Below are 20396 nucleotides of genomic sequence, written 5' to 3'. Positions count from 1 at the left end.
TAATTGAATGATAATTATGTCATTTTTATCACGTATTGAACAGTGATAAAAAGTCTTTTCGTTTCTTTTTTTAAAAATGTATGATGAAGAAAACATAAAACAAAAGCATTATAGCATTTCTAGTATGCTTTGCATAGAAATTTTTATCTAAAAAGAAAGGATAAATTGTGATGTACAAAGAAGAACAAAGAAAGAAGAACAAAGAAAGAAGAACAAAGAATGAGGAGGAAAGAAGATGAAGTGGAATACACGTGTGACAAACTTATTAAACATTGATTATCCAATTATTCAAGGTGGGCTGGCTTATTTAGCATATGCTGATTTAGCAGCTGCTGTTTCTAATGCAGGAGGACTAGGGCAAATTACAGCGATGTCATTGCCTTCTCCAGAAGCATTACGACAAGAGATTCAAAAAGTACGTGAAAAGACAGCTAAGCCATTCGGTGTCAATTTTGCAATCGGACAGCACGGGCGCCCATTTGAACACATGCTTGAAGTAGCGATTGAAGAGAACGTCCCTGTTGTCACGATGACAGGTGGAAATCCAGCGCCTATTTTCGAACAGTTAAAAGGAGTAGAAACGAAAAAGCTTGTGCTTGTCGCAGCAAGGAGACAAGCTGAAAAAGCAGAAGAGCTTGGTGCAGACGCAGTCATGGTGGTTGGACAAGAAGGTGGAGGCCATCTTGGGAAAAATGACACGGGTACATTTGTCTTAATTCCTCAAGTGGTTGATGCAGTATCCATTCCAGTTATTGCTTCGGGAGGAATTGGGGATGGTAGAGGTTTAATGGCTGCATTAAGTTTAGGAGCCGAAGGAATTGAAATGGGCACTCGATTTATTGCGACAAAAGAATGTGTTCATGCTCATGAATCCTACAAACAAGCCCTTGTCAATGGAAGCGAATATGATACAGTAGTAATTAAACGCACATTAGGTGCACCAGCTAGAGCCATCGCTAATTCATTTACAGATCAAATATTAGCTCTAGAATCTAACCAGGCTACGTATGAAGAATTGAAACAATACATAAGTGGACAAGCCAATCGCAACTACATTTATAATGGAAACCAAGATGAAGGATTTGCATGGGCTGGACAAGTTATGGGGATGATTAAAGATGTGCCTTCAGTTGAAGAGCTATTTAAACGAATGATAAAAGAAGCAGAAGAGGTTGCTGGACGCTGGGCATCTGTTACAACCCGTGCGTAGAAGTTATGAAGTATGGAGTGATAGATATGGAATATCAATACCCAATATCAATAGACTGGAGTACCGACGAAATTATTGATGTGGTAAAGTTTTTTGAAGCCATTGAAAAGGCTTATGAAAAAGGAATTGAGCGAGATGAGCTTATGGAAGTGTATCGTCGCTTTAAAGAAATTGTGCCAAGTAAAGCAGAAGAGAAAACCATGTGCAATGATTTTGAGGATCAAAGTGGTTATTCTTCATATCGCACCATCAAAAAAGCAAAAGAATCTGCTTCTGGCAATTTAATTAAAATGACCTAAAAAAGACGTGCCTTAAACGAAGTCAGAGTAGAATCGTTTAAGGCACGTCACTTTATTTTATCCTTGCTTTGCCAATTCATATAATGGCTTAAGGGTTTGAAACGTCTCATCAATCGTGTTGATCCATTCTTCGCTTGTCATCGTAGCGGCTTGTTCTTTTGGAATGTTTACCCCACATAGTATTTCTGCTTTTTTGATCGTTTGCAGGCGATTAAACAACTGAAGTAAATCGTCTGTTTGTAAATCCCTCATCTTTCGTACATCCGGCTTTGTATGATCAGCCGACCAAACGAAATGAGAAGGTACTAATTGTTGAATGTGTTTAATCTCTTGTTGCAATAACGATCCAAATGTTTCTTTAATAGGTGATTCATAGATAACAGCAAACCAAATGAACACATGAGATTCCCATAAGCCAATCTGAAAGTGTGGGAGTTTTTTATAGCCTCTTTTACTATTGGCAAAGGCGACCCATGTATCATTTGGTGGATTGACGGTCCGTCTTGCGTGTTTTGCGATATGTACATGCATTTCATCTCCACATAGTGCAGATAAAGTGGGAGCGAAATAATGTCCTAATTCTTCAAATTTGGGTTGTATTTGAGACTTGATTGCCTCCATTCGTGCATCTAATCCTTCAATGTGAAACACATTGAAATCTTCTTGGTGAAATCCAGAAAACGTCATGTAAACCTCCGATAGGAATATATTAATGGCAAAAGTTTAACACACTAAACCCTTGAATTGCACGTATTCAACTTGCTAGGTTAAACGAGGTGGATATCCTCTAAGTTGTACTTTTTATTTTTTTCTAGGTAATCACACAATTTAGTTGCATGATTTTGACTTTCTACATAGAATATATCAATAAAAATATCTGAAAATTTAGTCTTTTTAAAAATTAATTTTTATGTAGGTGAAAAAGTGAAAGAGGGGTGTTTTAATTTATGAAGCAAGTGGTAAATATGTATAAAAAGGCAAATGGGAATAAAAGGCTTGCTGTATTACGCTTAGAAGTAGATTACGAATTAGCAACTCTCTATGACGCTATGATTGAAAAAAATGAAGAAAAGAAAACCGTTTGTAAGCAAAAACTTGAAACATTGAGGCAAGAAATGGTAAAACTACAGAATGTATAGAAGTCTATACGAACCTTTTTATAGGTTCGTTTTTTCTGTGAAAAGGATGGTTACTTGATTTATAGCGCGTATTTTTTTAAGCTTGTATTACATACATATGGACGAGGGGGCTTTAATCATGGAACATAGTTGGGAGAAAATTGATACATATGCAAAGGAATGGGTAACAGAAGCAGGGAAGAAGATAAAAGAATCATTCAGTACAGAATTGTTGATTCAGTCAAAATCAAATCCAAATGACCTTGTCACAAATATGGATAAAGAAGTGGAACAATTTCTAATTGGTAAAATTAAAGAAGTATTTCCAACTCATCGTATTCTAGGTGAAGAAGGATATGGAGAAAAAGTCGAATCAACAGAAGGGGTTATTTGGGTTATCGATCCAATTGATGGAACCATGAATTTTGTTCATCAACAGCGTAACTTTGCTATTTCGGTTGGTATTTTTGAAGAGGGAGTAGGGCAAATTGGTCTAATTTATGATGTTGTTCATGATGAAATGTATCATGCGCGTCGAGGACAAGGAGCTTATATGAACGATATACATTTGCCAAAGTTAAAGCCTGTTCCAATCGAAGAGGCAATTGTTGGTCTTAATGCAACATGGGTGACAGAAAATAAACGAATTGATCCTACTGTGTTAGGTCCACTTGTTCGTCGAGTACGAGGGACACGTTCATACGGGTCAGCAGCTGTTGAGCTTGCATATGTAGCAGCAGGTAGACTAGATGCATATATTACAATGCGCTTAGCACCATGGGATTTTGCAGCAGGAATGATTCTTGTACATGAAGTAGGAGGTACAGTGACAAGTTTAGATGGAAAGCCACTTTCTATTCTAGAAAATAGCAGTGTGTTTATTGGAAACTCCATGCTGCATGAACAAGTACAAAAAGAATACATTCAGAATCGATAAAAAAGGGCTGTGGTAAGTAGGGTGTTTAACCCTCTTCTCACAGCCTTTTATGTATAGGTGATGTTATAATTCACCACGTTCACGCATTTTCTTTTTCGTCACAAATCCAAACCCCATTACGACCACTAGCGCTAAAAGAGCCCCTATAATTCCAAAAAAGCTACCCTCACCAACAAAAATACCGATAGCCATAATTGAAGCGGTTGCTAAGATTGCATAAAGCACAAATACCCACTTAATGTTTTTCATCAAAAAACCTCCCATTCCACCATCTTGTTGTAAAAAGTATACATAACGCTTGTTTAGTGACAAAATCTTTCCATAAATCGAGCTGAAACCCTCAAATATGGTCCTCAACTTATAGTGTACAACAAATTCATTTTGTAATTCTACACTATTCTATAGTATTCTATGGTGAGTGTGATATAATAGCTTAGTTATTACAAGCATAGGAGTGAAATGCGTGAACATTCGTAAAGATTTACGTAATATTGCGATTATTGCCCATGTAGACCATGGGAAAACAACATTAGTAGATAAATTGTTACATCAATCAGGTACATTCCGCACAAACGAGCAAGTTGATGAGCGTGCGATGGATTCAAACGACCTTGAGCGTGAGCGTGGAATTACAATTTTAGCGAAAAATACAGCTATTAATTATAAAGATACACGCATTAACATCATGGATACACCAGGACATGCTGACTTCGGTGGAGAAGTAGAGCGTATTATGAAAATGGTAGACGGTGTATTACTAGTAGTTGACGCATACGAAGGATGTATGCCACAAACACGCTTTGTATTGAAAAAAGCGTTAGAGCAAAAATTAACACCAATCGTGGTTGTAAATAAAATTGACCGTGATTTTGCTCGTCCTGAAGAAGTTGTGGACGAAGTAATCGATTTATTCATTGAGCTTGGTGCAAGTGAAGAACAAATTGAGTTCCCAGTTGTGTATGCATCAGCGATTAACGGTACAGCAAGTAAAGATCCAGCTAAGCAAGATGAGAACATGGAAGCTTTATTTGATGCAATTGTTGAACATATTCCAGCACCAGTTGATAATAGCGAAGAGCCTCTTCAGTTCCAAGTAGCTATGCTTGATTACAACGACTATGTAGGTCGTATTGGAGTAGGTCGCGTATTCCGCGGAACAATGCAGGTGGGTCAACAAGTAGCCTTAATGAAACTTGATGGAAGCATTAAACAATTCCGTGTAACGAAAATGTTTGGTTTCTTAGGACTAAAGCGTGTTGAAATTGAAGAAGCAAAAGCTGGAGATTTAATTGCGGTTTCAGGTATGGAAGACATTAACGTAGGTGAAACAGTATGTCCAGTTGAACACCAAGATGCATTACCAATCTTACGTATTGATGAGCCGACATTACAAATGACGTTCCTTGTAAACAACAGCCCGTTTGCTGGTCGTGAGGGTAAATATGTTACGTCACGTAAAATTGAAGAGCGTTTAATGGCTGAGCTTCAAACAGACGTAAGTTTACGTGTTGAAAACACAGACTCTCCGGATGTTTGGGTTGTATCAGGACGTGGAGAGCTACACTTATCTATTTTAATTGAGAACATGCGTCGTGAAGGTTACGAGCTTCAAGTGTCAAAGCCAGAAGTTATCGTACGAGAAATTGATGGTGTTCGTTGTGAGCCAGTAGAACGTGTACAAATTGATATTCCAGAAGAGCATACTGGATCAATTATGGAATCTATGGGTGCACGTAAAGGTGAAATGGTTGACATGATTAACAATGGTAGTGGACAAGTTCGCCTTATTTTCATGGTACCAGCTCGTGGATTAATTGGATATACAACAGAATTCTTATCATTAACACGAGGATTTGGAATCATCAATCACTCATTTGACAGCTATCAACCAATGCAGCCAGGTCAAGTTGGAGGACGTCGTCAAGGAGTTCTTGTTTCAATGGAAACTGGTAAGGCATCTGCTTATGGTATTATGGGGGTTGAAGACCGTGGTACAATCTTCATCGAACCAGGTACAGAAGTATATGAAGGTATGATTGTTGGTGAGCATACACGTGAAAATGACTTAGTTGTAAACGTATGTAAAATGAAGCAAATGACAAACATGCGTTCAGCTAATAAAGACCAAACAACAAGCATGAAAAAGCCTCGTCTTATGTCATTAGAGCAATCTCTTGAATATTTAAATGAAGACGAACTTTGTGAAATCACACCTGAATCAATTCGTTTACGTAAAAAGATTTTAGATAAAAACGAACGTGAAAAAGTGGCAAAGAAAAAGAAATACGCTGAAATGGAAAAATAAGATCAACAAGGGTGAGGGGGAGAAACAATGGAAATCGATGTAAGAGAGCACCTTTCGTTTTTCGCTGCTTTGTTTAAAGTAGATGAAAAACCTGAAGTGAATATGTGGTTTCTATATTTCACGATTTTTGCACTCTCTGTTGTCGTGTACAAGCTGGGGTTTGCGAGAAAATTACCGGTGTTAAAATCGGTTGTAATTTATACGTTTCTTGCATTAGGTTGTACAGTTTTAACATTTCTCGGCATCTTTTTACCAGTTACAGAAGGATTAGTCGTAGCTGCGCTCGTATTAATTATTTATAAAGTTCGCCTACATCAATCGAAAAAGCAGGAGGCAAATGCGGACTCACCATAATAAGGGAGCTGTTTTGCATGAAGTCGATTCAAGATGCTTTATATAATTGGTTATCAATTAAGATAGTCGCCGATGCTCGTCCTGATGATTTGTCGGCACAAGAAACATTCGCGTTCTTTCAACAGATGCTTGAACAAGACTTTTCTGTAAAAGAAGTGAGTGTAACAAAAGATGAAATGTCATATACGGTTTCATATAAAATTGATCATCAAGAAGAGACGAAGCGTTTTCCTGTTGAACTCATTGAATGTATGTATGAACAAATTAAACAAGAGCCAGAAAAGTTTCGAAATTATCCATCTGCATAAAGTAATAGTAAAAGGTCATCTCATTATTTATGAGATGACCTTTTTTGCATGAAATAATATGAATATGCTAATGTTAGAGCAAATAATAAGTGGCCAATGGTCCAATAGAGAATGGCCATAAAGTCGTTAAGAGCAGGCGTTTCTTTTATGGCTAATATGGTTAATGGGAAATATAAAGGAATGGTTGGTAGTGTCAAAATCGTTGAAATTACCAATAACCATTTCCATGATTGCGTTGTAAATTTCTTTGCGGCATACACAAACAGAATACCAATTATGAAGGCAATGAGAAGGTGAAAGAAAAATTCAATACTTTCTGGCCAGGTTACTGCACCAATCACTGGAATAAAATCAATGTTTAATAATAGCGTATATACTTTTTTACCGGTTATTGTTTCAATCCACTTCAAAAAAAGACCTAAGACGCTACCACTAATTAAGCCGATTGTGATGCCGCTTTTAATCATTTTACCAATCCTCCTCTACTTTTCTTGATTGGTATAATTTAAAGTTTCCTGTTGATGCTCGCTCTTTTGTTCGTTGTGCGATTCGATCTTGACACGGGGCGCACATATATGTATGAATGGGGCGATTGCGCAACTTTTTTGCTACCGAGGATTCATCATCAACGGACTCAATTTTATCACATAATACACATTTAACTCTCATTCTATCACCTCGACTTCTATACAGAACATTTTATAAGAATAAAGCCATGAAATAAAGGGAAACTTCATCTTTCATCGAATCTTATTAAAGAAAGGGTTATGCATTCACTAGCATAGTCAAGAAAATACATCCATATCCTTTCTAAATAAATTAGACTATCCCTCACTAAAAAGAAACAATTCATGGAGGTGTTTATATGGCTAATCAAGTTGAGCCATTGCTAATTAAACCATTGTTTCAAGCTTTGCAAAAAGAAAGATTTACAACGATTTCTACAGTAGATTTTGAAACAAAGGGACCGAATGTTAGCGCTATTTCATGGATTATTGCGCCAGATATGGAGCATATCCGTTTTGCAGTAGATAACCGTTCTCGTATTGTGAAAAATATTGAACAAAATGACTTAGTTGTCATTAACATTATTGCTAATGAATCTTGTTACTCAATTAGTGGCAAAGCAAATGTTAAGTGTGAAAAGATGGAGGGGGTTCCATTGAAATTAGCATTGCTTGAGGTAGAGATACAGGAAGTACGAGATGTAATGTTTTATGGTTCAAAGATTTCTGTTGAGCCAGCTTATGAAAAAACGTATGATGCAGTTGCAGCTGCTAAATTAGATAACCAAGTCATAGAAGCAATGAAAAAAGGGCTGTGTTAAAAGGGGTAAATCTGCCCCTTTTAACACAGCTCATTAACGTTTTAAGCTGAAAGATATATACAAGGCAATGCATAGTTGAACTATTGTGGATTGTATTTATTCTTTTCTAACTGTTGGTTTGATTGTTTCTTCTGAGTATTCTTTAACTGCTTTTGTTCTTCTTCATTTAATTTTTCATTATTTGTTTCTGTCGGAGTTGGATTTTTACGAATATCTTCTGCAATTTCAGGCATAACACGATTGACGATGGCAGCGAGTTCATCTAGAAAGCCTGTAACAGGACGACCTCGTTGAATTTCATGGCCAATTTGTCGAAGTCGTGCAAATGTGTCAGGGTCTGCAATAACAACCGAATTAGCACCATATGGATCGTTTTTAAGACTTTCAGCAACAGTGTACTTAATTGAACTGACTTCTGAACGATCCATTTTATTGTTCACGTCAATTCCAACAATGGCATATTTACCTACAACAATGGCTGTTGCATCTTTTACGTTTGGTACACTAGTAGCTAAGTCTACAAGGTGCTTTGAAATCTGCGTACCGGTTTGGTTCTTAACAGGCTGTGGAGCTGTATTTTTTACAGTGATAAGCTGCTCTTTGTTTAAATCTTCTTCCGCTGTATTGTTTTGGTTATTACAACCTAATAAAGTTAAACAGCAACATAAGCTTGTTAAAATGATCCAATTTTTCATGTTTAAAACTCTCCTTTGTAAAGTAGCTCATTTTTTGTTGCAATTTGTATTTATTGTTCAATAGTTCTTCTATCTTTATGCACAAGTTCATATATTAAAAGCAAACGGTCCGTCCATATGCGTATGCTTTACGCATATACACTACATAATATGGTAAATGGATGGAGCCTTATTTTTACTTCTGAACGGAAAAACAATCAAAGTAGGAGGCGGAATGTTGGGAAAAATCTATGTCTTAGATACAAACGTCTTATTACAAGACCCGCATTCAATTTTTTCTTTTGACGATAATGAAGTTGTAATACCTGCTGTTGTACTAGAGGAAGTGGATTCTAAAAAACGAAATATGGACGAAGTGGGGAGAAATGCTCGACAAGTCTCTAAGCTCATTGATAGTTTGAGACAATCGGGGAAACTTCATGAGAAAATTCCGTTAGAAAATGGAGGCTCTTTACGAATAGAATTAAATCATCGTTCCTTTCATCAACTTCAAGAAATATTTGTTGAAAAAACGAACGATAATCGCATTTTAGCAGTAGCTAAAAATTTATCACTAGAAGAAGAAACGAAGGAAGATGGAAACGAAGTCATTTTAGTAAGTAAAGATGTGCTAGTACGCGTAAAGGCAGATGCGATTGGCTTAAAAGCAGAAGACTTTCTAAGTGATCGTGTTGTTGAGTTTAACAGTATTTATACTGGTTTTATAGAGGCTTATGTAGCAAGAGAAACGCTAAATCAATTTTATGAAAAAGGTGAAATCCTTACTTCACAAATTGCCAATCATCCGTTTTTTGCAAATCAATTCCTAATTATGAAAGATGCATTAGGTGGCTCAGGTTCCGCCATTGGAATTGTGGATCAAAGTGGAAAGCGCGTCAAAAAGCTGTTGTTCGAATATGATCATATTTGGGGGATCAAACCACGTAACGTGCAGCAAATTATGGCGTTAGAGCTTTTGCTTCGTGATGATACTCAGCTTGTCACCCTAATTGGAAAAGCTGGTACAGGGAAAACCTTATTAGCATTAGCGGCGGGACTCATGCAAACGGAGGATTTAGGTTGCTTCAAAAAATTATTAGTAGCAAGGCCTATTGTTCCTGTGGGCAAAGATATTGGATTTTTACCTGGTGAAAAACAAGAAAAACTTCGACCATGGATGCAGCCTATCTATGATAATTTAGAGTATTTATTTAATACAAAAAAACCAGGGGAACTGGATGCGATTCTAGCAGGAATGAGTTCAATTGAAGTGGAAGCATTAACTTATATACGAGGTAGAAGCATTCCAGATCAGTTCATCATTATCGATGAAGCGCAAAATTTAACCAAGCATGAAGTGAAAACCATTTTAACCAGGGTTGGAGAACGCAGTAAAATTGTATTAATGGGCGACCCAGCTCAAATTGATCATCCTTACCTAGATGAGTATAATAACGGATTAACCTATGTGGTAGAGCGATTCAAAGAACAAAAAATTGCAGGGCATGTTCGTTTAGTAAAAGGAGAACGATCAGGTTTAGCTCAACTAGCTGCAGATATCTTATAATTGCTTCAACTATGAAAAAATCCCTGTCGCTCCAGTTTTTAAACTAGTGTGACAGGGATTTTTAAGGCAGCTTACATCATTTAATCACAATTTCCTTTACATGTTTAAGAGGATTAGTTACATTGGAACCATCTCCGTTATAGACATGGATAGGACCATCCTCTTTTAAAGGTTTCCCTTCTTTACTAAAGCCAAAAATGACTTCTTTAGCTTCATCTAAAGGCATCGTTACGGTTTGATTTTCCCCAATGAATGATACTGCCCAAGCGTTTTCATTTGGCTCAGCATTGTGTAAGAACGGTGCAAATGGGATTCCAAATGTTCCAGTAAGGATGCGCTCTTTTTCAAACTTTTTTTCAGTTTTTAATGTCGGCGGGAACACGGCTCCTTCACGAATTTCACGATCCCAATGCTTAGAAACTTCTTTTGTATACTTTTCATTTTCATCTTCATTCACTTTACTGCTTTGAAAGTATGTATGTAGATCTACTTTTCGGTCATCAAAAATCCAAACTCCTGGATCAAGTGTTAAAGAATGCTTCACATTTCCTTTTAATAAAATAATGGCTTCCATCTAATTCGCCTCCTACAAAAAGTATAAGCGCTTTCTTTTTGTTTGTCATCTAGAATGGAAAGATTAACACATTGGTATGATAACAATAATTGTAATAGACATTCAGTTGAGGTGAGAAGATGGTTTGTAAGACAGAACAAGAATTAATTAATCTTGTAGAAGAAGCAAAGGACGTGACCCAGCTTGGAGAGGTAGCCACATATATTCCTGCTTTAGGGAAGGCAAATCGTGATGACTTGTCGGTCGCTATCTTTACATTAAACCAAACATGTATGTCGGCTGGAAATGTAGAGAAGAAATTTACCCTTCAAAGTATTTCAAAAGTATTAGCATTAGCGCTTGTGTTAATGGATCATGGTCCTCAAGTTGTGTTTCAAAAAGTAGGAATGGAACCGACAGGAGATCCTTATAACAGCATTATTAAATTAGAAACACATAAGCCTTCTAAGCCGTTAAATCCAATGATAAATGCTGGCGCGCTTGCGGTTACAGATATGATTAAAGGAGAGACACTAAACGAGAAATGGACAAGACTATTGGATTTTGTTCAACGGTTAGCTCATAATTCAAAGATTTCATATTGTGAAGATATTGCAAATTCAGAATATGAAACAGCTTGGTTAAACCGCTCCATGTGCTACTATATGAAGCAGTACAATGTGATTGAACATGATGTTGAGGAGCTAATGAAACTATATACAAAGCAATGCTCGATTGAAATGCATAGTTTAGACCTTGCGAAAATTGGGGCGGTATTTGCATCAGATGGACTATGTCCATTGACTCAAGAAGTGTTAATCCCAAAGGACATTGCGCGAATTTGTAAAACGTTCATGGTTACATGTGGAATGTATAATGCTTCTGGGGAATTTGCTATAAAAATTGGTATTCCTGCTAAAAGTGGAGTAGCGGGTGGAATTATGGGCGTCGTACCTAATCAGTTTGGCATTGGTATCTTTGGTCCATCGCTTGATAAAAAAGGGAATAGTATAGGGGGGATAAAGTTACTAGAACTTTTAGCTAATAAATATCATTTTAGCATTTTCTAGGCGCTAATATCCTTGCTTTTTTCTCTTCTTACCGTTAATATTAATAGATAGAATAGGTAATCGCTCGTGAACGGAGGGATTGATTGTGACGCCTGATACAATGGTAGATCATCGTGAAAAAGCATACGCGTTGTTAAAAGCTGATGCAGATAAAATTTTAAAGCTTATTAAGGTGCAAATGGATAATTTAACGATGCCCCAATGTCCTCTGTATGAAGAGGTTTTAGATACACAAATGTTTGGATTGTCTAGAGAAATTGATTTTGCGGTTCGATTAGGTTTAATTGAAGAGCCGGTTGGAAAACAGTTGCTAGATCGTCTTGAACAAGAATTATCCGCACTTCATGAAGCTTTTACAAAAAAATAATTAGCTCAGAAAAACTCAAACTATAGTAAGAGATAGTTTGAGTTTTTTATATGCTTTATGAGTTTTTTCCAAACGGGAAACAAGCCATAAATATGCTATACAACTTTTCTTATAAATATAAAAAGATAAACAAAAAGTAGCAAGGTGTAGTAAAATAAAGACAGAAATACTATCGCTATAACTTTTTGTGTAGATTAGATAAAGGAAGATGACAATGTTAAAAAAAATCTTTCGCTTTTATGATTACTCAATTATTTTAGCTGTTGCAGCTCTTTGTGCAGTAGGACTTTTAATGATTTATAGTGCCAGTATGATTACGACAGTCGTTCAATTTGGGGTGGAAAGTGATTACTTTTTTGATAAACAAAAGAAATCACTACTCTTTTCAGCAATTATCTGTTTGGTAGCAATGCTGTTTCCTTATAAACTGTATCCTAAATTGATAAAATTCATTGTAATCATTAATGTCATTGTGTTAGGTCTTGTTTTTATTGTCGGCCATACGGCAGGTAATGCACAAAGCTGGCTAAAGTTTGGAAGTACAGGCTTTCAACCAGCAGAGTTTGCTAAACTTACGGTAATTATTTACTTAGCCTCTGTCCTTTCCAAACGCCAAAAAAACATTAATGATTTAAAGCAAACATTTATAGGACCAATTGGACTAACTTTCTTTATTTTTTTAATTGTAGCTGTTCAGCCGGACTTTGGAACAGCGGCTATTATCGCCATGATTGCAGCTGTTGTCATGTTATGTTCCGGCATTAATTTTAAAACGATTGGTCGCCTGGTGTTACTAGCAATCGCTTGTGTAGCGATTATGCTGCCGATTGCTTATTGGACAGGCTATATGTCTGAAGAGAGACTTTCTCGTTTTACAGGTGCGTCTAATCCTTTTAAATATGCAGAAGATGAAGGATATCAACTTGTTAATTCCTATATTGCGATTGGCGCTGGAGGGCTAAAAGGGTTAGGTTTAGGTGAGGGTATTCAAAAGTATGGATACTTACCAGAATCCCATACAGATTTCATTATGGCAGTTATTGCAGAAGAATTAGGTTTTCTTGGCGTCATAATTGTGTTATCCTTACTTATATTTTTAATTCTCAGAATTTTGCTCTTGTCCAAAAGATGCCAAGACCCATTTGGTAGTCTAATATGTATTGGAATTGCGAGCATGATAGGGATTCAGTCCCTTATTAACTTAGGTGGACTAACAGGGATGATTCCAATTACTGGAGTGCCACTTCCTTTTATTAGCTATGGAGGTTCTTCTTTATTACTATTAATGAGTTCAATAGGAATTGTTATTAATATCTCTTTTTTTGTGAACTATCAAGAAGTCCGCCAATCAAAGAAGTCTCCTATTCAAAAAAGTAACGAGACGATTTCTTTTGACTAAATTCTTTGAAAGATGTTGGAGGTAATAAAAGGTAGGTACTGCTTCATTTTGTTGCCTCTAGCTTTCTATATAACCAATTGCTCTCTTTTATCACTCACGTATTCTGTGAAGGTATGAGCAAGTTAAGAGTAAATACGAAATTCGAGAGGAGAGATACAACATGAGTCTTGTAACTAAAAACATAAAAAAAGTGTTAGTTGCAAATAGAGGGGAAATTGCGATTCGTGTTTTTCGCGCTTGTACAGAATTAAATATTCGTACAGTTGCTATCTATTCAAAAGAAGATGCAGGTTCATATCACCGTTATAAAGCGGATGAAGCGTATTTAGTCGGTGAGGGTAAGAAACCAATTGATGCTTATTTAGATATTGAAGGAATCATCACGATTGCAAAGTCACATGGAATCGATGCTATTCATCCAGGCTACGGATTTTTGTCAGAAAATATCCAATTTGCAAAACGTTGTGAAGAAGAAGGAATTGTTTTCATTGGACCAAAGTCAAAGCATCTTGATATGTTTGGTGATAAAGTTAAAGCACGTCATCAAGCTATAGAAGCAAATATTCCTGTTATTCCAGGAACAGACGGTCCTATTAGTGGATTAGAAGAAGCAGAACAATTTGGTCAAGAACACGGCTATCCATTGATGATTAAAGCAGCCCTTGGTGGCGGTGGTCGTGGAATGCGTATCGTTCGTAATAAAGCAGGATTAAAAGAAGCATATGAACGTGCACGTTCAGAAGCTAAAGCAGCATTCGGTAGTGATGACGTATATGTTGAAAAATTTGTTGAAAATCCAAAACATATTGAAATTCAAATATTAGGTGATCAGCAAGGTCATATTGTTCATTTATATGAGCGTGATTGTTCCGTACAACGTCGTCATCAAAAAGTAGTAGAAGTAGCACCGAGTTTATCATTAGATCCTGATCTTCGAGATCGAATTTGTGAAGCTGCCGTTGCATTAATGGAAAATGTTGAATACATAAATGCAGGAACAGTGGAATTTTTAGTTGCTGAAAATAAATTTTATTTTATTGAAGTAAATCCGCGTGTTCAAGTTGAACATACGATTACAGAGATGATTACAGGCGTAGACATTGTACAGTCGCAAATTTTAATTGCAGATGGATTTGGCCTTCACAGTAAAGAAGTGGCAATTCCAAAACAAGAAGACATTCATTTACATGGCTATGCTATTCAATCGCGTGTAACAACAGAAGACCCATTAAATAACTTTATGCCAGACACGGGGAAGATTATGGCTTATCGTTCTGGTGGAGGATTTGGCGTTCGTTTAGATACAGGAAACAGCTTCCAAGGAGCCGTTATTACGCCGTATTATGATTCTTTACTTGTAAAGGTTACAACATGGGCTTTAACATTTGATCAAGCTGCATCAAAAATGGTGCGTAACTTAAAAGAGTTTCGTATTCGTGGAATTAAAACCAATATTCCATTCCTTGAAAATGTCGTAAAGCATGAAAAGTTTTTAACAGGCCAATACGATACATCATTCATTGATACTTCACCAGAATTATTTGTTTTTCCAAAGCGTAAAGACCGTGGTACAAAAATGCTTACTTATATTGGGGATGTTACAATTAATGGTTTCCCTGGCATCACGAAAAAGAAAAAGCCTGTGCTTACAAAACCTCGTATCCCAGCAGTAAATCTAGCTGAAAAAATGCCTGAAGGTACAAAACAAATATTAGATAAACAAGGTCCAGAAGGATTAGTGAAGTGGATCAAGGACCAAAATGAAGTATTACTAACAGATACAACGTTCCGAGATGGTCATCAATCGTTGTTGGCGACACGTGTTCGTACACATGATTTAGAGAAAATTGCAAACCCAACCGCACGTTTACTACCGAACTTGTTCTCGATGGAAATGTGGGGAGGAGCGACATTTGATGTTTCATATCGTTTCTTAAAGGAAGACCCATGGGATCGTTTATTAACGTTACGTGAACAATCACCAAATGTATTATTCCAGATGTTACTACGCGCATCGAATGCTGTTGGATATAAAAACTATCCTGATAACGTTATTAAGCAGTTTGTTGAAAAATCAGCATTAGCAGGAATAGATGTATTCCGAATCTTTGATAGCCTTAACTGGGTGAAAGGGATGACGCTTGCAATTGATTCTGTACGTCAGCAAAATAAGATTGCAGAAGCGGCTATGTGCTATACGGGTGATATTTTAGATCCGACTCGCCGTAAGTATGATTTAACATACTATACACAGCTTGCAAAAGAATTAGAAGAGTCTGGTGCACATGTATTAGGAATTAAAGATATGGCTGGCTTATTAAAACCACAAGCAGCTTACGATTTGATCTCAGCATTAAAAGAGACAGTCGATATTCCTATTCACTTGCATACACATGATACAAGCGGAAATGGTCTCTTCACCTATGCAAAAGCAATTGAAGCAGGTGTTGATATTGTAGATGTTGCCGTTAGCTCAATGGCTGGTCTTACATCACAGCCAAGTGCAAACTCATTGTATTATGCATTAGAGGGCACGGACCGCAAACCAAACATTGATATTAAAGCATTAGAGCAACTTTCTCACTATTGGGAAGACGTGCGTAAGTACTATCAAGATTTTGAAAGTGGAATGAATTCACCTCATACAGAGGTATACGTTCATGAAATGCCAGGTGGTCAATATAGCAACCTACAGCAGCAAGCGAAAGCAGTAGGGCTAGGCGAGCGTTGGGATGAAGTAAAAGATATGTATTCACGTGTGAACGAGTTATTTGGCGATATTGTAAAAGTAACTCCTTCTTCCAAAGTGGTAGGAGATATGGCTTTATTTATGGTTCAAAATAATTTAACAGAAGATGATATTTATGATCGTGGTGAAACGTTAGACTTCCCAGACTCTGTAATTGAGCTCTTTGAAGGATACTTAGGACAACCACATGGAGGTTTCCCTAAAGAGCTGCAACGTATCATCTTAAAAGGAAGAGAGCCTCTTACAGTACGACCAGGCGAATTACTTGAATCTGTTGACTTTAACGAGGTAAAAGAAACATTATTCCATTCGTTAAATCGTCAGGTAACAAGCTTCGATGCACTTGCTTATGCTTTATATCCAAAAGTATTCATGGACTACAATAAAGCAGTAGAGATGTATGGAAATATCTCAGTTTTAGATACACCTACGTTCTTATATGGAATGCGTTTAGGTGAAGAAGTGGAAATTGAGATTGAGAAAGGAAAGACATTAATTGTCAAACTTTTATCAATTGGTCAACCACAAGCAGATGGAACGCGAACAGTATACTTTGAGCTAAATGGACAACCTCGTGAAGTGGTGATTAAAGATGAAAGCATCAAGACGACTGTTTCAGCAAAGGTAAAGGCTGATAAAGGAAATGAGAGCCACATTGGTGCCTCTATGCCTGGTACTGTTATTAAAGTACTTGTAGAAAAAGGTGAAAAGGTGTCTAAGGGTGATCATTTGATGATTACAGAAGCAATGAAAATGGAAACAACAGTTCAAGCGCCGTTCGAAGGGATTGTAAAAGATATCCATGTATCGAATGGAGAATCAATTCAACCAGGAGACTTATTAATTGAAGTGACAAAGTCTTAAATAAAAAACGAGAAAGGCAATGCCTTTCTCGTTTTTTTTATTTAGAGATAGTATGATTGTGATCAATCTTTCCTTCGTTATACTTGCTACGCGTCGCCATTAGCGCCAAGTAACTTAACACTCCAAAAAGACAAGAAATAAATAAAGCATGTCCAAGAGCGATAAATAAGTTTAGCTTTGTAAATACAACAAGTGCACCAGAAATAACTTGCAGTGATACTAAGATTAAAGCAATCATCCATCCATAGTAAATTGCTCTTTGATTTCGATAATGTTTAAATGCGTGAATAAAGGCGATTAAAACCCAAACAAAAATTAAACCAGCAGCAAAACGATGTCCCATCTGAATCCATTCGTGCATTTGAGTAGGTAAGCCCGCTCTTGAACATAATGGCCAAGAAGGACAAGCGAGACTAGCATTTGTATGTCGAACCAATGCACCTGTGTAAACAACAAGGTAACTATACAGAATAATACCGTAAATATGAAACTTCATTCTAGGTGCAATTTTGACAGATGTTGCGTCAAACTTTTGATCAACTTCAAAGATAATCAGTGTTAATAATAGTACGGATGCAAATGACACAAGCGATATACCAAAATGAAGAGCTAATACAGCATCAGATTGTCCCCACATAACGGCTGCAGCACCGATTAAACCTTGTAAAACAAGAAAGAAAAATGAAATAAGAGCTAAAGGCTTTACTTCACGTACATGTCCAAGTGCAAGCCAAGACCACACTGAAAGAGCTAAAATTAAAATACCCGCTCCTCCAGACACAACACGGTGACTTAACTCTATTACGAGTTCAGGAGTAATGTTACTAGGAATCAATTCTCCATGACATAAAGGCCAAGAATCTCCACACCCAGCTCCTGATTCTGTTTTTGTAACGAGTGCACCACCTAATAACACTAATAGCATAACTATTGTTGAGGCTACAGAAAGCCACTTTAATCCACTTCGCAAACTACTCACCGTCCTAAATCTAATCATTGATAAATAATTACTTTCCAAAATCTCTATTTAATATTATATCAGTAAAAATATGAAACAGTGAAATCAGGAAAGAAAATGTTTTTATAGGAAAATTTTTCACTGATTTTACAGTGAAAAGGAAATCCATATGTTATGATAGTGAAAAGAAAAACAATCAAAAAGAGTAGAAAATGTCGATAATAAGGTTGTGTGAACTTTAATAAACACTACACAAACATTGTTTACAACAAGCACTTATTCATTCTATTGTTAATTATATAGAAGAATCAAGTGAGAGAATAACAATTAAGCAATGTGACAAAAAAAATCCATATATTTTTCATATTTTTTTCACAAAATTGCCGAAAAATGTGTTTTAATAGACAGGAGAAACATGTTCTAATATACAATATAAGTTATTTTTTGGAATTATATTTTTCGCTCTATTTTGTGTGGAAACGCATTCAATTCCTTATATTGAAAAACAGAATACAAATTCCTCACTAAATATGGTAATATGAGTAGTTGTTTCATCTTTTTGGTAATAATATGTGGATTACTTGAAAGACAATGAAAACACCAAGGCAAATACCTGTGGTAACAGGTTCATTTCATCCTATGACTTCTTACTAATGGGAGTGGGGTTTGTTTTAATCGGGTTATTAATGCTTATGATCACGTCTGTAACAGCAACTATTATTAGTTTAATAGGTATTGTTGCATACATATTTCTTTCTACAATGTGCTCTAAGCGTCAATATACACTAAACACTATACATAGATAGTGTATCAAGTGCAGCTTCACTAACTGAATGAACTGCAGTTGATGATGATTTTTAAATTAGTGCTTGGCTATTAGTTTACTTATGTTTATTTGGCAACTATCTCACTTCTTAGCGTTAGTCATGAGAAGAAGTGAAGAATATCGCGCAGCAGGCATTTCGATATTGCCATTTTATCTTCATACCTTAGACTTCTTTTCTTATCGTTAAAAGCTTTGAATATTGGCTGGTTAGCGCTTTAATTTTTTAAGTACAGAAAAGTAGAGGATATAAAATGGGCAAGTTTAATGTTTATTTATTCGTTAAACTACGTAACAGTTTTGTTTAGTGCGATGGTTGTTGTTACTTTAATATAGGGTGTTTCTTCTAATTAGAATTTATATAGAAGGAATTGCATGTTTCATGGTCTATGTATAAGAGCATAGGCGGTGAAATTACATCAATGAAAGAGGGGTTTGAATAAGCTATGAAAAAATGGCTACCAAAGTGGCGCGTATTGTCGTTGTTTAGCATGATAGCGCTTTTATTGGCTGGATGTGGTAAACCGTTCTTATCAACGCTGCAACCAGCTGGTGAAGTAGCAGACATGCAGTACTCACTCATGCTGTTAAGTACTGCGATAATGGTACTTGTAATTATTGTCGTTTCCATTATCTTCGTTTATGTAGTCGTGCGCTTCCGTCGTCGTAAAGGCGAAGAAGATGTGATTCCAAAACAAGTAGAAGGAAGTCACAAATTAGAAATTATTTGGACTGTTATTCCAATCTTGCTACTAATTATCTTAACAGTTCCAACAGTCATTGATACATTCAAGTTGGCTGATGTAAAAGGGATGGAAAAAGAAGACGCGATGGTTGTAAATGTGCGTGCAAACCTTTACTGGTGGGAGTTTGAATATCCAAATGAAGGAATTATCACGTCACAAGATTTAGTTGTTCCAACCGATCAAAAAGTGTACTTCAATGTAAAAGCATCTGATGTTAAGCACTCATTCTGGATCCCATCAGTAGGTGGAAAGCTTGATACGAACACAGATAATGAAAACAAATTCTGGTTAGTATTTGATTCTGAAAAATCGGAAGAAGCTGGTGGTGTGTTCTATGGTAAATGTGCAGAGCTATGTGGCCCTTCACATGCTTTAATGGACTTTAAAGTGCGAGCGCTTCCTCAAGAAGAATATGATGCTTGGGTAGCAAACCTTAAAGATGTTAAACCAGAAGTGGCAACAGAAACTGCACAAGCTGGTGAAGAAATCTTTAACCAAAGCTGTATTGGCTGTCACGCTGTTGAAGCACAAGATGGTCGTCCAGAGCAAGCTCGTCAAGCGCCAAACTTAGCTGGCTTTGCTGATCGTGAAAAGATTGCTGGTATTTTAGATCATAATGATGAAAACCTAAAACAGTGGTTAAAAGATCCTGAGACATTAAAACCAGGTAACAAAATGACGGGTACATATCCTGAATTAAGCGATGAAGAGTTAAATCAATTAACAGAATATTTAAAAGGTCTAAAAGAGAAATAATTCTCGAATAGC

General features: G+C 36.5%; 21 protein-coding genes. 14 read left to right on the top strand and 7 right to left on the bottom strand.

The genetic code is table 11. The features are described 5' to 3' along the window. Positions 1-235 precede the first annotated feature (235 nt). Both JOC83_RS10985 and JOC83_RS10980 read left to right on the top strand, forming a co-directional pair. Positions 236-1210 carry an NAD(P)H-dependent flavin oxidoreductase gene (locus JOC83_RS10985; protein WP_205187104.1) on the top strand — a complete coding sequence of 325 codons (975 nt, stop codon included), beginning with the start codon at positions 236-238 and terminating at the stop codon, positions 1208-1210. Positions 1211-1236: 26 nt separating this feature from the next. Further along, positions 1237-1509, top strand: coding sequence for a UPF0223 family protein (locus JOC83_RS10980; RefSeq protein WP_205187102.1), 273 nt, complete (start codon positions 1237-1239; stop codon positions 1507-1509). Between the two features lie 57 nt (positions 1510-1566). On the opposite strand, the gene JOC83_RS10975 is transcribed toward JOC83_RS10980, so the two are convergent. Then, entirely contained in the window at positions 1567-2196 is a 630-nt protein-coding gene (locus tag JOC83_RS10975) for a YktB family protein (protein WP_205187100.1), read from the bottom strand. Between the two features lie 260 nt (positions 2197-2456). Here JOC83_RS10975 and JOC83_RS10970 point away from each other — a divergent pair, with 260 nt between their 5' ends. Further along, positions 2457-2648, top strand: coding sequence for a hypothetical protein (locus JOC83_RS10970; protein WP_205187098.1), 192 nt, complete (start codon positions 2457-2459; stop codon positions 2646-2648). 118 nt (positions 2649-2766) lie between these two features. After that, on the top strand, positions 2767-3564 hold the full coding sequence (locus JOC83_RS10965; protein WP_205187096.1) for an inositol monophosphatase family protein: 798 nt from the start codon (positions 2767-2769) through the stop codon (positions 3562-3564). 63 nt (positions 3565-3627) lie between these two features. On the opposite strand, the gene JOC83_RS10960 is transcribed toward JOC83_RS10965, so the two are convergent. Continuing rightward, the gene (locus JOC83_RS10960; protein WP_205187094.1) at positions 3628-3813 is read right to left on the bottom strand and encodes a YlaF family protein; all 186 of its coding nucleotides are present in this window, start codon (positions 3811-3813) and stop codon (positions 3628-3630) included. Positions 3814-4027: 214 nt separating this feature from the next. Between JOC83_RS10960 and typA the strand changes: the two genes are divergently transcribed. The 3 genes from typA to JOC83_RS10945 are packed head-to-tail and all read left to right on the top strand — an operon-like array spanning position 4028 to position 6531. Beyond that, the gene (typA, locus tag JOC83_RS10955) at positions 4028-5869 is read left to right on the top strand and encodes a translational GTPase TypA (protein ID WP_205187092.1); all 1842 of its coding nucleotides are present in this window, start codon (positions 4028-4030) and stop codon (positions 5867-5869) included. Between the two features lie 33 nt (positions 5870-5902). After that, positions 5903-6223 carry a YlaH-like family protein gene (locus tag JOC83_RS10950; protein ID WP_205187261.1) on the top strand — a complete coding sequence of 107 codons (321 nt, stop codon included), beginning with the start codon at positions 5903-5905 and terminating at the stop codon, positions 6221-6223. Positions 6224-6240: 17 nt separating this feature from the next. After that, positions 6241-6531, top strand: coding sequence for a hypothetical protein (locus tag JOC83_RS10945; RefSeq protein ID WP_205187085.1), 291 nt, complete (start codon positions 6241-6243; stop codon positions 6529-6531). A 23-nt stretch (positions 6532-6554) separates the two neighbouring features. On the opposite strand, the gene JOC83_RS10940 is transcribed toward JOC83_RS10945, so the two are convergent. Both JOC83_RS10940 and JOC83_RS10935 read right to left on the bottom strand, forming a co-directional pair. Further along, on the bottom strand, positions 6555-6998 hold the full coding sequence (locus JOC83_RS10940) for a hypothetical protein (RefSeq protein WP_205187083.1): 444 nt from the start codon (positions 6996-6998) through the stop codon (positions 6555-6557). Position 6999: 1 nt separating this feature from the next. Then, positions 7000-7200, bottom strand: coding sequence for a YlaI family protein (locus JOC83_RS10935; protein WP_205187082.1), 201 nt, complete (start codon positions 7198-7200; stop codon positions 7000-7002). Between the two features lie 196 nt (positions 7201-7396). On the opposite strand from JOC83_RS10935, the gene JOC83_RS10930 reads away from it, so the two are divergent. Next, a complete protein-coding gene (locus JOC83_RS10930; RefSeq protein WP_205187081.1) occupies positions 7397-7858 on the top strand; it encodes a pyridoxamine 5'-phosphate oxidase family protein in 462 nt (153 codons plus the stop codon). A gap of 80 nt (positions 7859-7938) precedes the next feature. Here the strand turns inward: JOC83_RS10930 and JOC83_RS10925 are convergent, their stop codons facing one another. Further along, positions 7939-8553, bottom strand: a complete 615-nt coding sequence (locus tag JOC83_RS10925; protein ID WP_205187078.1) for a YhcN/YlaJ family sporulation lipoprotein — start codon at positions 8551-8553, stop codon at positions 7939-7941. A 214-nt stretch (positions 8554-8767) separates the two neighbouring features. Here JOC83_RS10925 and JOC83_RS10920 point away from each other — a divergent pair, with 214 nt between their 5' ends. Beyond that, on the top strand, positions 8768-10099 hold the full coding sequence (locus JOC83_RS10920; protein WP_239583459.1) for a PhoH family protein: 1332 nt from the start codon (positions 8768-8770) through the stop codon (positions 10097-10099). A 76-nt stretch (positions 10100-10175) separates the two neighbouring features. Here JOC83_RS10920 and JOC83_RS10915 read toward each other — a convergent pair whose 3' ends face one another. Continuing rightward, positions 10176-10673 carry a peptidyl-prolyl cis-trans isomerase gene (locus JOC83_RS10915; protein ID WP_205187068.1) on the bottom strand — a complete coding sequence of 166 codons (498 nt, stop codon included), beginning with the start codon at positions 10671-10673 and terminating at the stop codon, positions 10176-10178. A gap of 119 nt (positions 10674-10792) precedes the next feature. Between JOC83_RS10915 and glsA the strand changes: the two genes are divergently transcribed. From glsA to pyc, 4 genes are all read left to right on the top strand, one after another. Next, positions 10793-11722: a glutaminase A gene (glsA, locus tag JOC83_RS10910; protein WP_205187066.1), complete on the top strand. Its 930-nt coding sequence runs from the start codon at positions 10793-10795 to the stop codon at positions 11720-11722. A 100-nt stretch (positions 11723-11822) separates the two neighbouring features. Beyond that, on the top strand, positions 11823-12089 hold the full coding sequence (locus tag JOC83_RS10905) for an Fpa/YlaN family protein (protein WP_239583488.1): 267 nt from the start codon (positions 11823-11825) through the stop codon (positions 12087-12089). Between the two features lie 214 nt (positions 12090-12303). Beyond that, entirely contained in the window at positions 12304-13488 is a 1185-nt protein-coding gene (locus JOC83_RS10900) for an FtsW/RodA/SpoVE family cell cycle protein (RefSeq protein WP_205187058.1), read from the top strand. A gap of 160 nt (positions 13489-13648) precedes the next feature. After that, positions 13649-17101, top strand: coding sequence for a pyruvate carboxylase (gene pyc / locus JOC83_RS10895; protein ID WP_205187056.1), 3453 nt, complete (start codon positions 13649-13651; stop codon positions 17099-17101). 37 nt (positions 17102-17138) lie between these two features. Here pyc and JOC83_RS10890 read toward each other — a convergent pair whose 3' ends face one another. Then, on the bottom strand, positions 17139-18071 hold the full coding sequence (locus JOC83_RS10890; protein ID WP_205187054.1) for a COX15/CtaA family protein: 933 nt from the start codon (positions 18069-18071) through the stop codon (positions 17139-17141). Positions 18072-19328: 1257 nt separating this feature from the next. Between JOC83_RS10890 and coxB the strand changes: the two genes are divergently transcribed. After that, a complete protein-coding gene (gene coxB / locus JOC83_RS10885; protein WP_205187052.1) occupies positions 19329-20384 on the top strand; it encodes a cytochrome c oxidase subunit II in 1056 nt (351 codons plus the stop codon). The last annotated feature ends 12 nt before the right edge of the window (positions 20385-20396 follow it).

Source organism: Priestia iocasae (genome assembly GCF_016909075.1).
GTDB classification, from domain to species: Bacteria; Bacillota; Bacilli; order Bacillales; family Bacillaceae_H; genus Priestia; species Priestia iocasae.
This window is presented reverse-complemented; position numbering and strand designations above follow the sequence as displayed.

Coding starts and splice junctions, on each gene's coding strand:
- JOC83_RS10940 (WP_205187083.1), bottom strand. CDS start 6,998: ATGATTAAAAGCGGCATCACAATCGGCTTAATTAGTGGTAGCGTCTTA.
- pyc (WP_205187056.1), top strand. CDS start 13,649: ATGAGTCTTGTAACTAAAAACATAAAAAAAGTGTTAGTTGCAAATAGA.
- JOC83_RS10960 (WP_205187094.1), bottom strand. CDS start 3,813: ATGAAAAACATTAAGTGGGTATTTGTGCTTTATGCAATCTTAGCAACC.
- JOC83_RS10945 (WP_205187085.1), top strand. CDS start 6,241: ATGAAGTCGATTCAAGATGCTTTATATAATTGGTTATCAATTAAGATA.
- JOC83_RS10980 (WP_205187102.1), top strand. CDS start 1,237: ATGGAATATCAATACCCAATATCAATAGACTGGAGTACCGACGAAATT.
- glsA (WP_205187066.1), top strand. CDS start 10,793: ATGGTTTGTAAGACAGAACAAGAATTAATTAATCTTGTAGAAGAAGCA.
- JOC83_RS10985 (WP_205187104.1), top strand. CDS start 236: ATGAAGTGGAATACACGTGTGACAAACTTATTAAACATTGATTATCCA.
- coxB (WP_205187052.1), top strand. CDS start 19,329: ATGAAAAAATGGCTACCAAAGTGGCGCGTATTGTCGTTGTTTAGCATG.
- JOC83_RS10915 (WP_205187068.1), bottom strand. CDS start 10,673: ATGGAAGCCATTATTTTATTAAAAGGAAATGTGAAGCATTCTTTAACA.
- JOC83_RS10975 (WP_205187100.1), bottom strand. CDS start 2,196: ATGACGTTTTCTGGATTTCACCAAGAAGATTTCAATGTGTTTCACATT.
- JOC83_RS10970 (WP_205187098.1), top strand. CDS start 2,457: ATGAAGCAAGTGGTAAATATGTATAAAAAGGCAAATGGGAATAAAAGG.
- JOC83_RS10935 (WP_205187082.1), bottom strand. CDS start 7,200: ATGAGAGTTAAATGTGTATTATGTGATAAAATTGAGTCCGTTGATGAT.
- JOC83_RS10965 (WP_205187096.1), top strand. CDS start 2,767: ATGGAACATAGTTGGGAGAAAATTGATACATATGCAAAGGAATGGGTA.
- JOC83_RS10900 (WP_205187058.1), top strand. CDS start 12,304: ATGTTAAAAAAAATCTTTCGCTTTTATGATTACTCAATTATTTTAGCT.
- JOC83_RS10920 (WP_239583459.1), top strand. CDS start 8,768: ATGTTGGGAAAAATCTATGTCTTAGATACAAACGTCTTATTACAAGAC.
- JOC83_RS10905 (WP_239583488.1), top strand. CDS start 11,823: ATGGTAGATCATCGTGAAAAAGCATACGCGTTGTTAAAAGCTGATGCA.
- JOC83_RS10925 (WP_205187078.1), bottom strand. CDS start 8,553: ATGAAAAATTGGATCATTTTAACAAGCTTATGTTGCTGTTTAACTTTA.
- JOC83_RS10930 (WP_205187081.1), top strand. CDS start 7,397: ATGGCTAATCAAGTTGAGCCATTGCTAATTAAACCATTGTTTCAAGCT.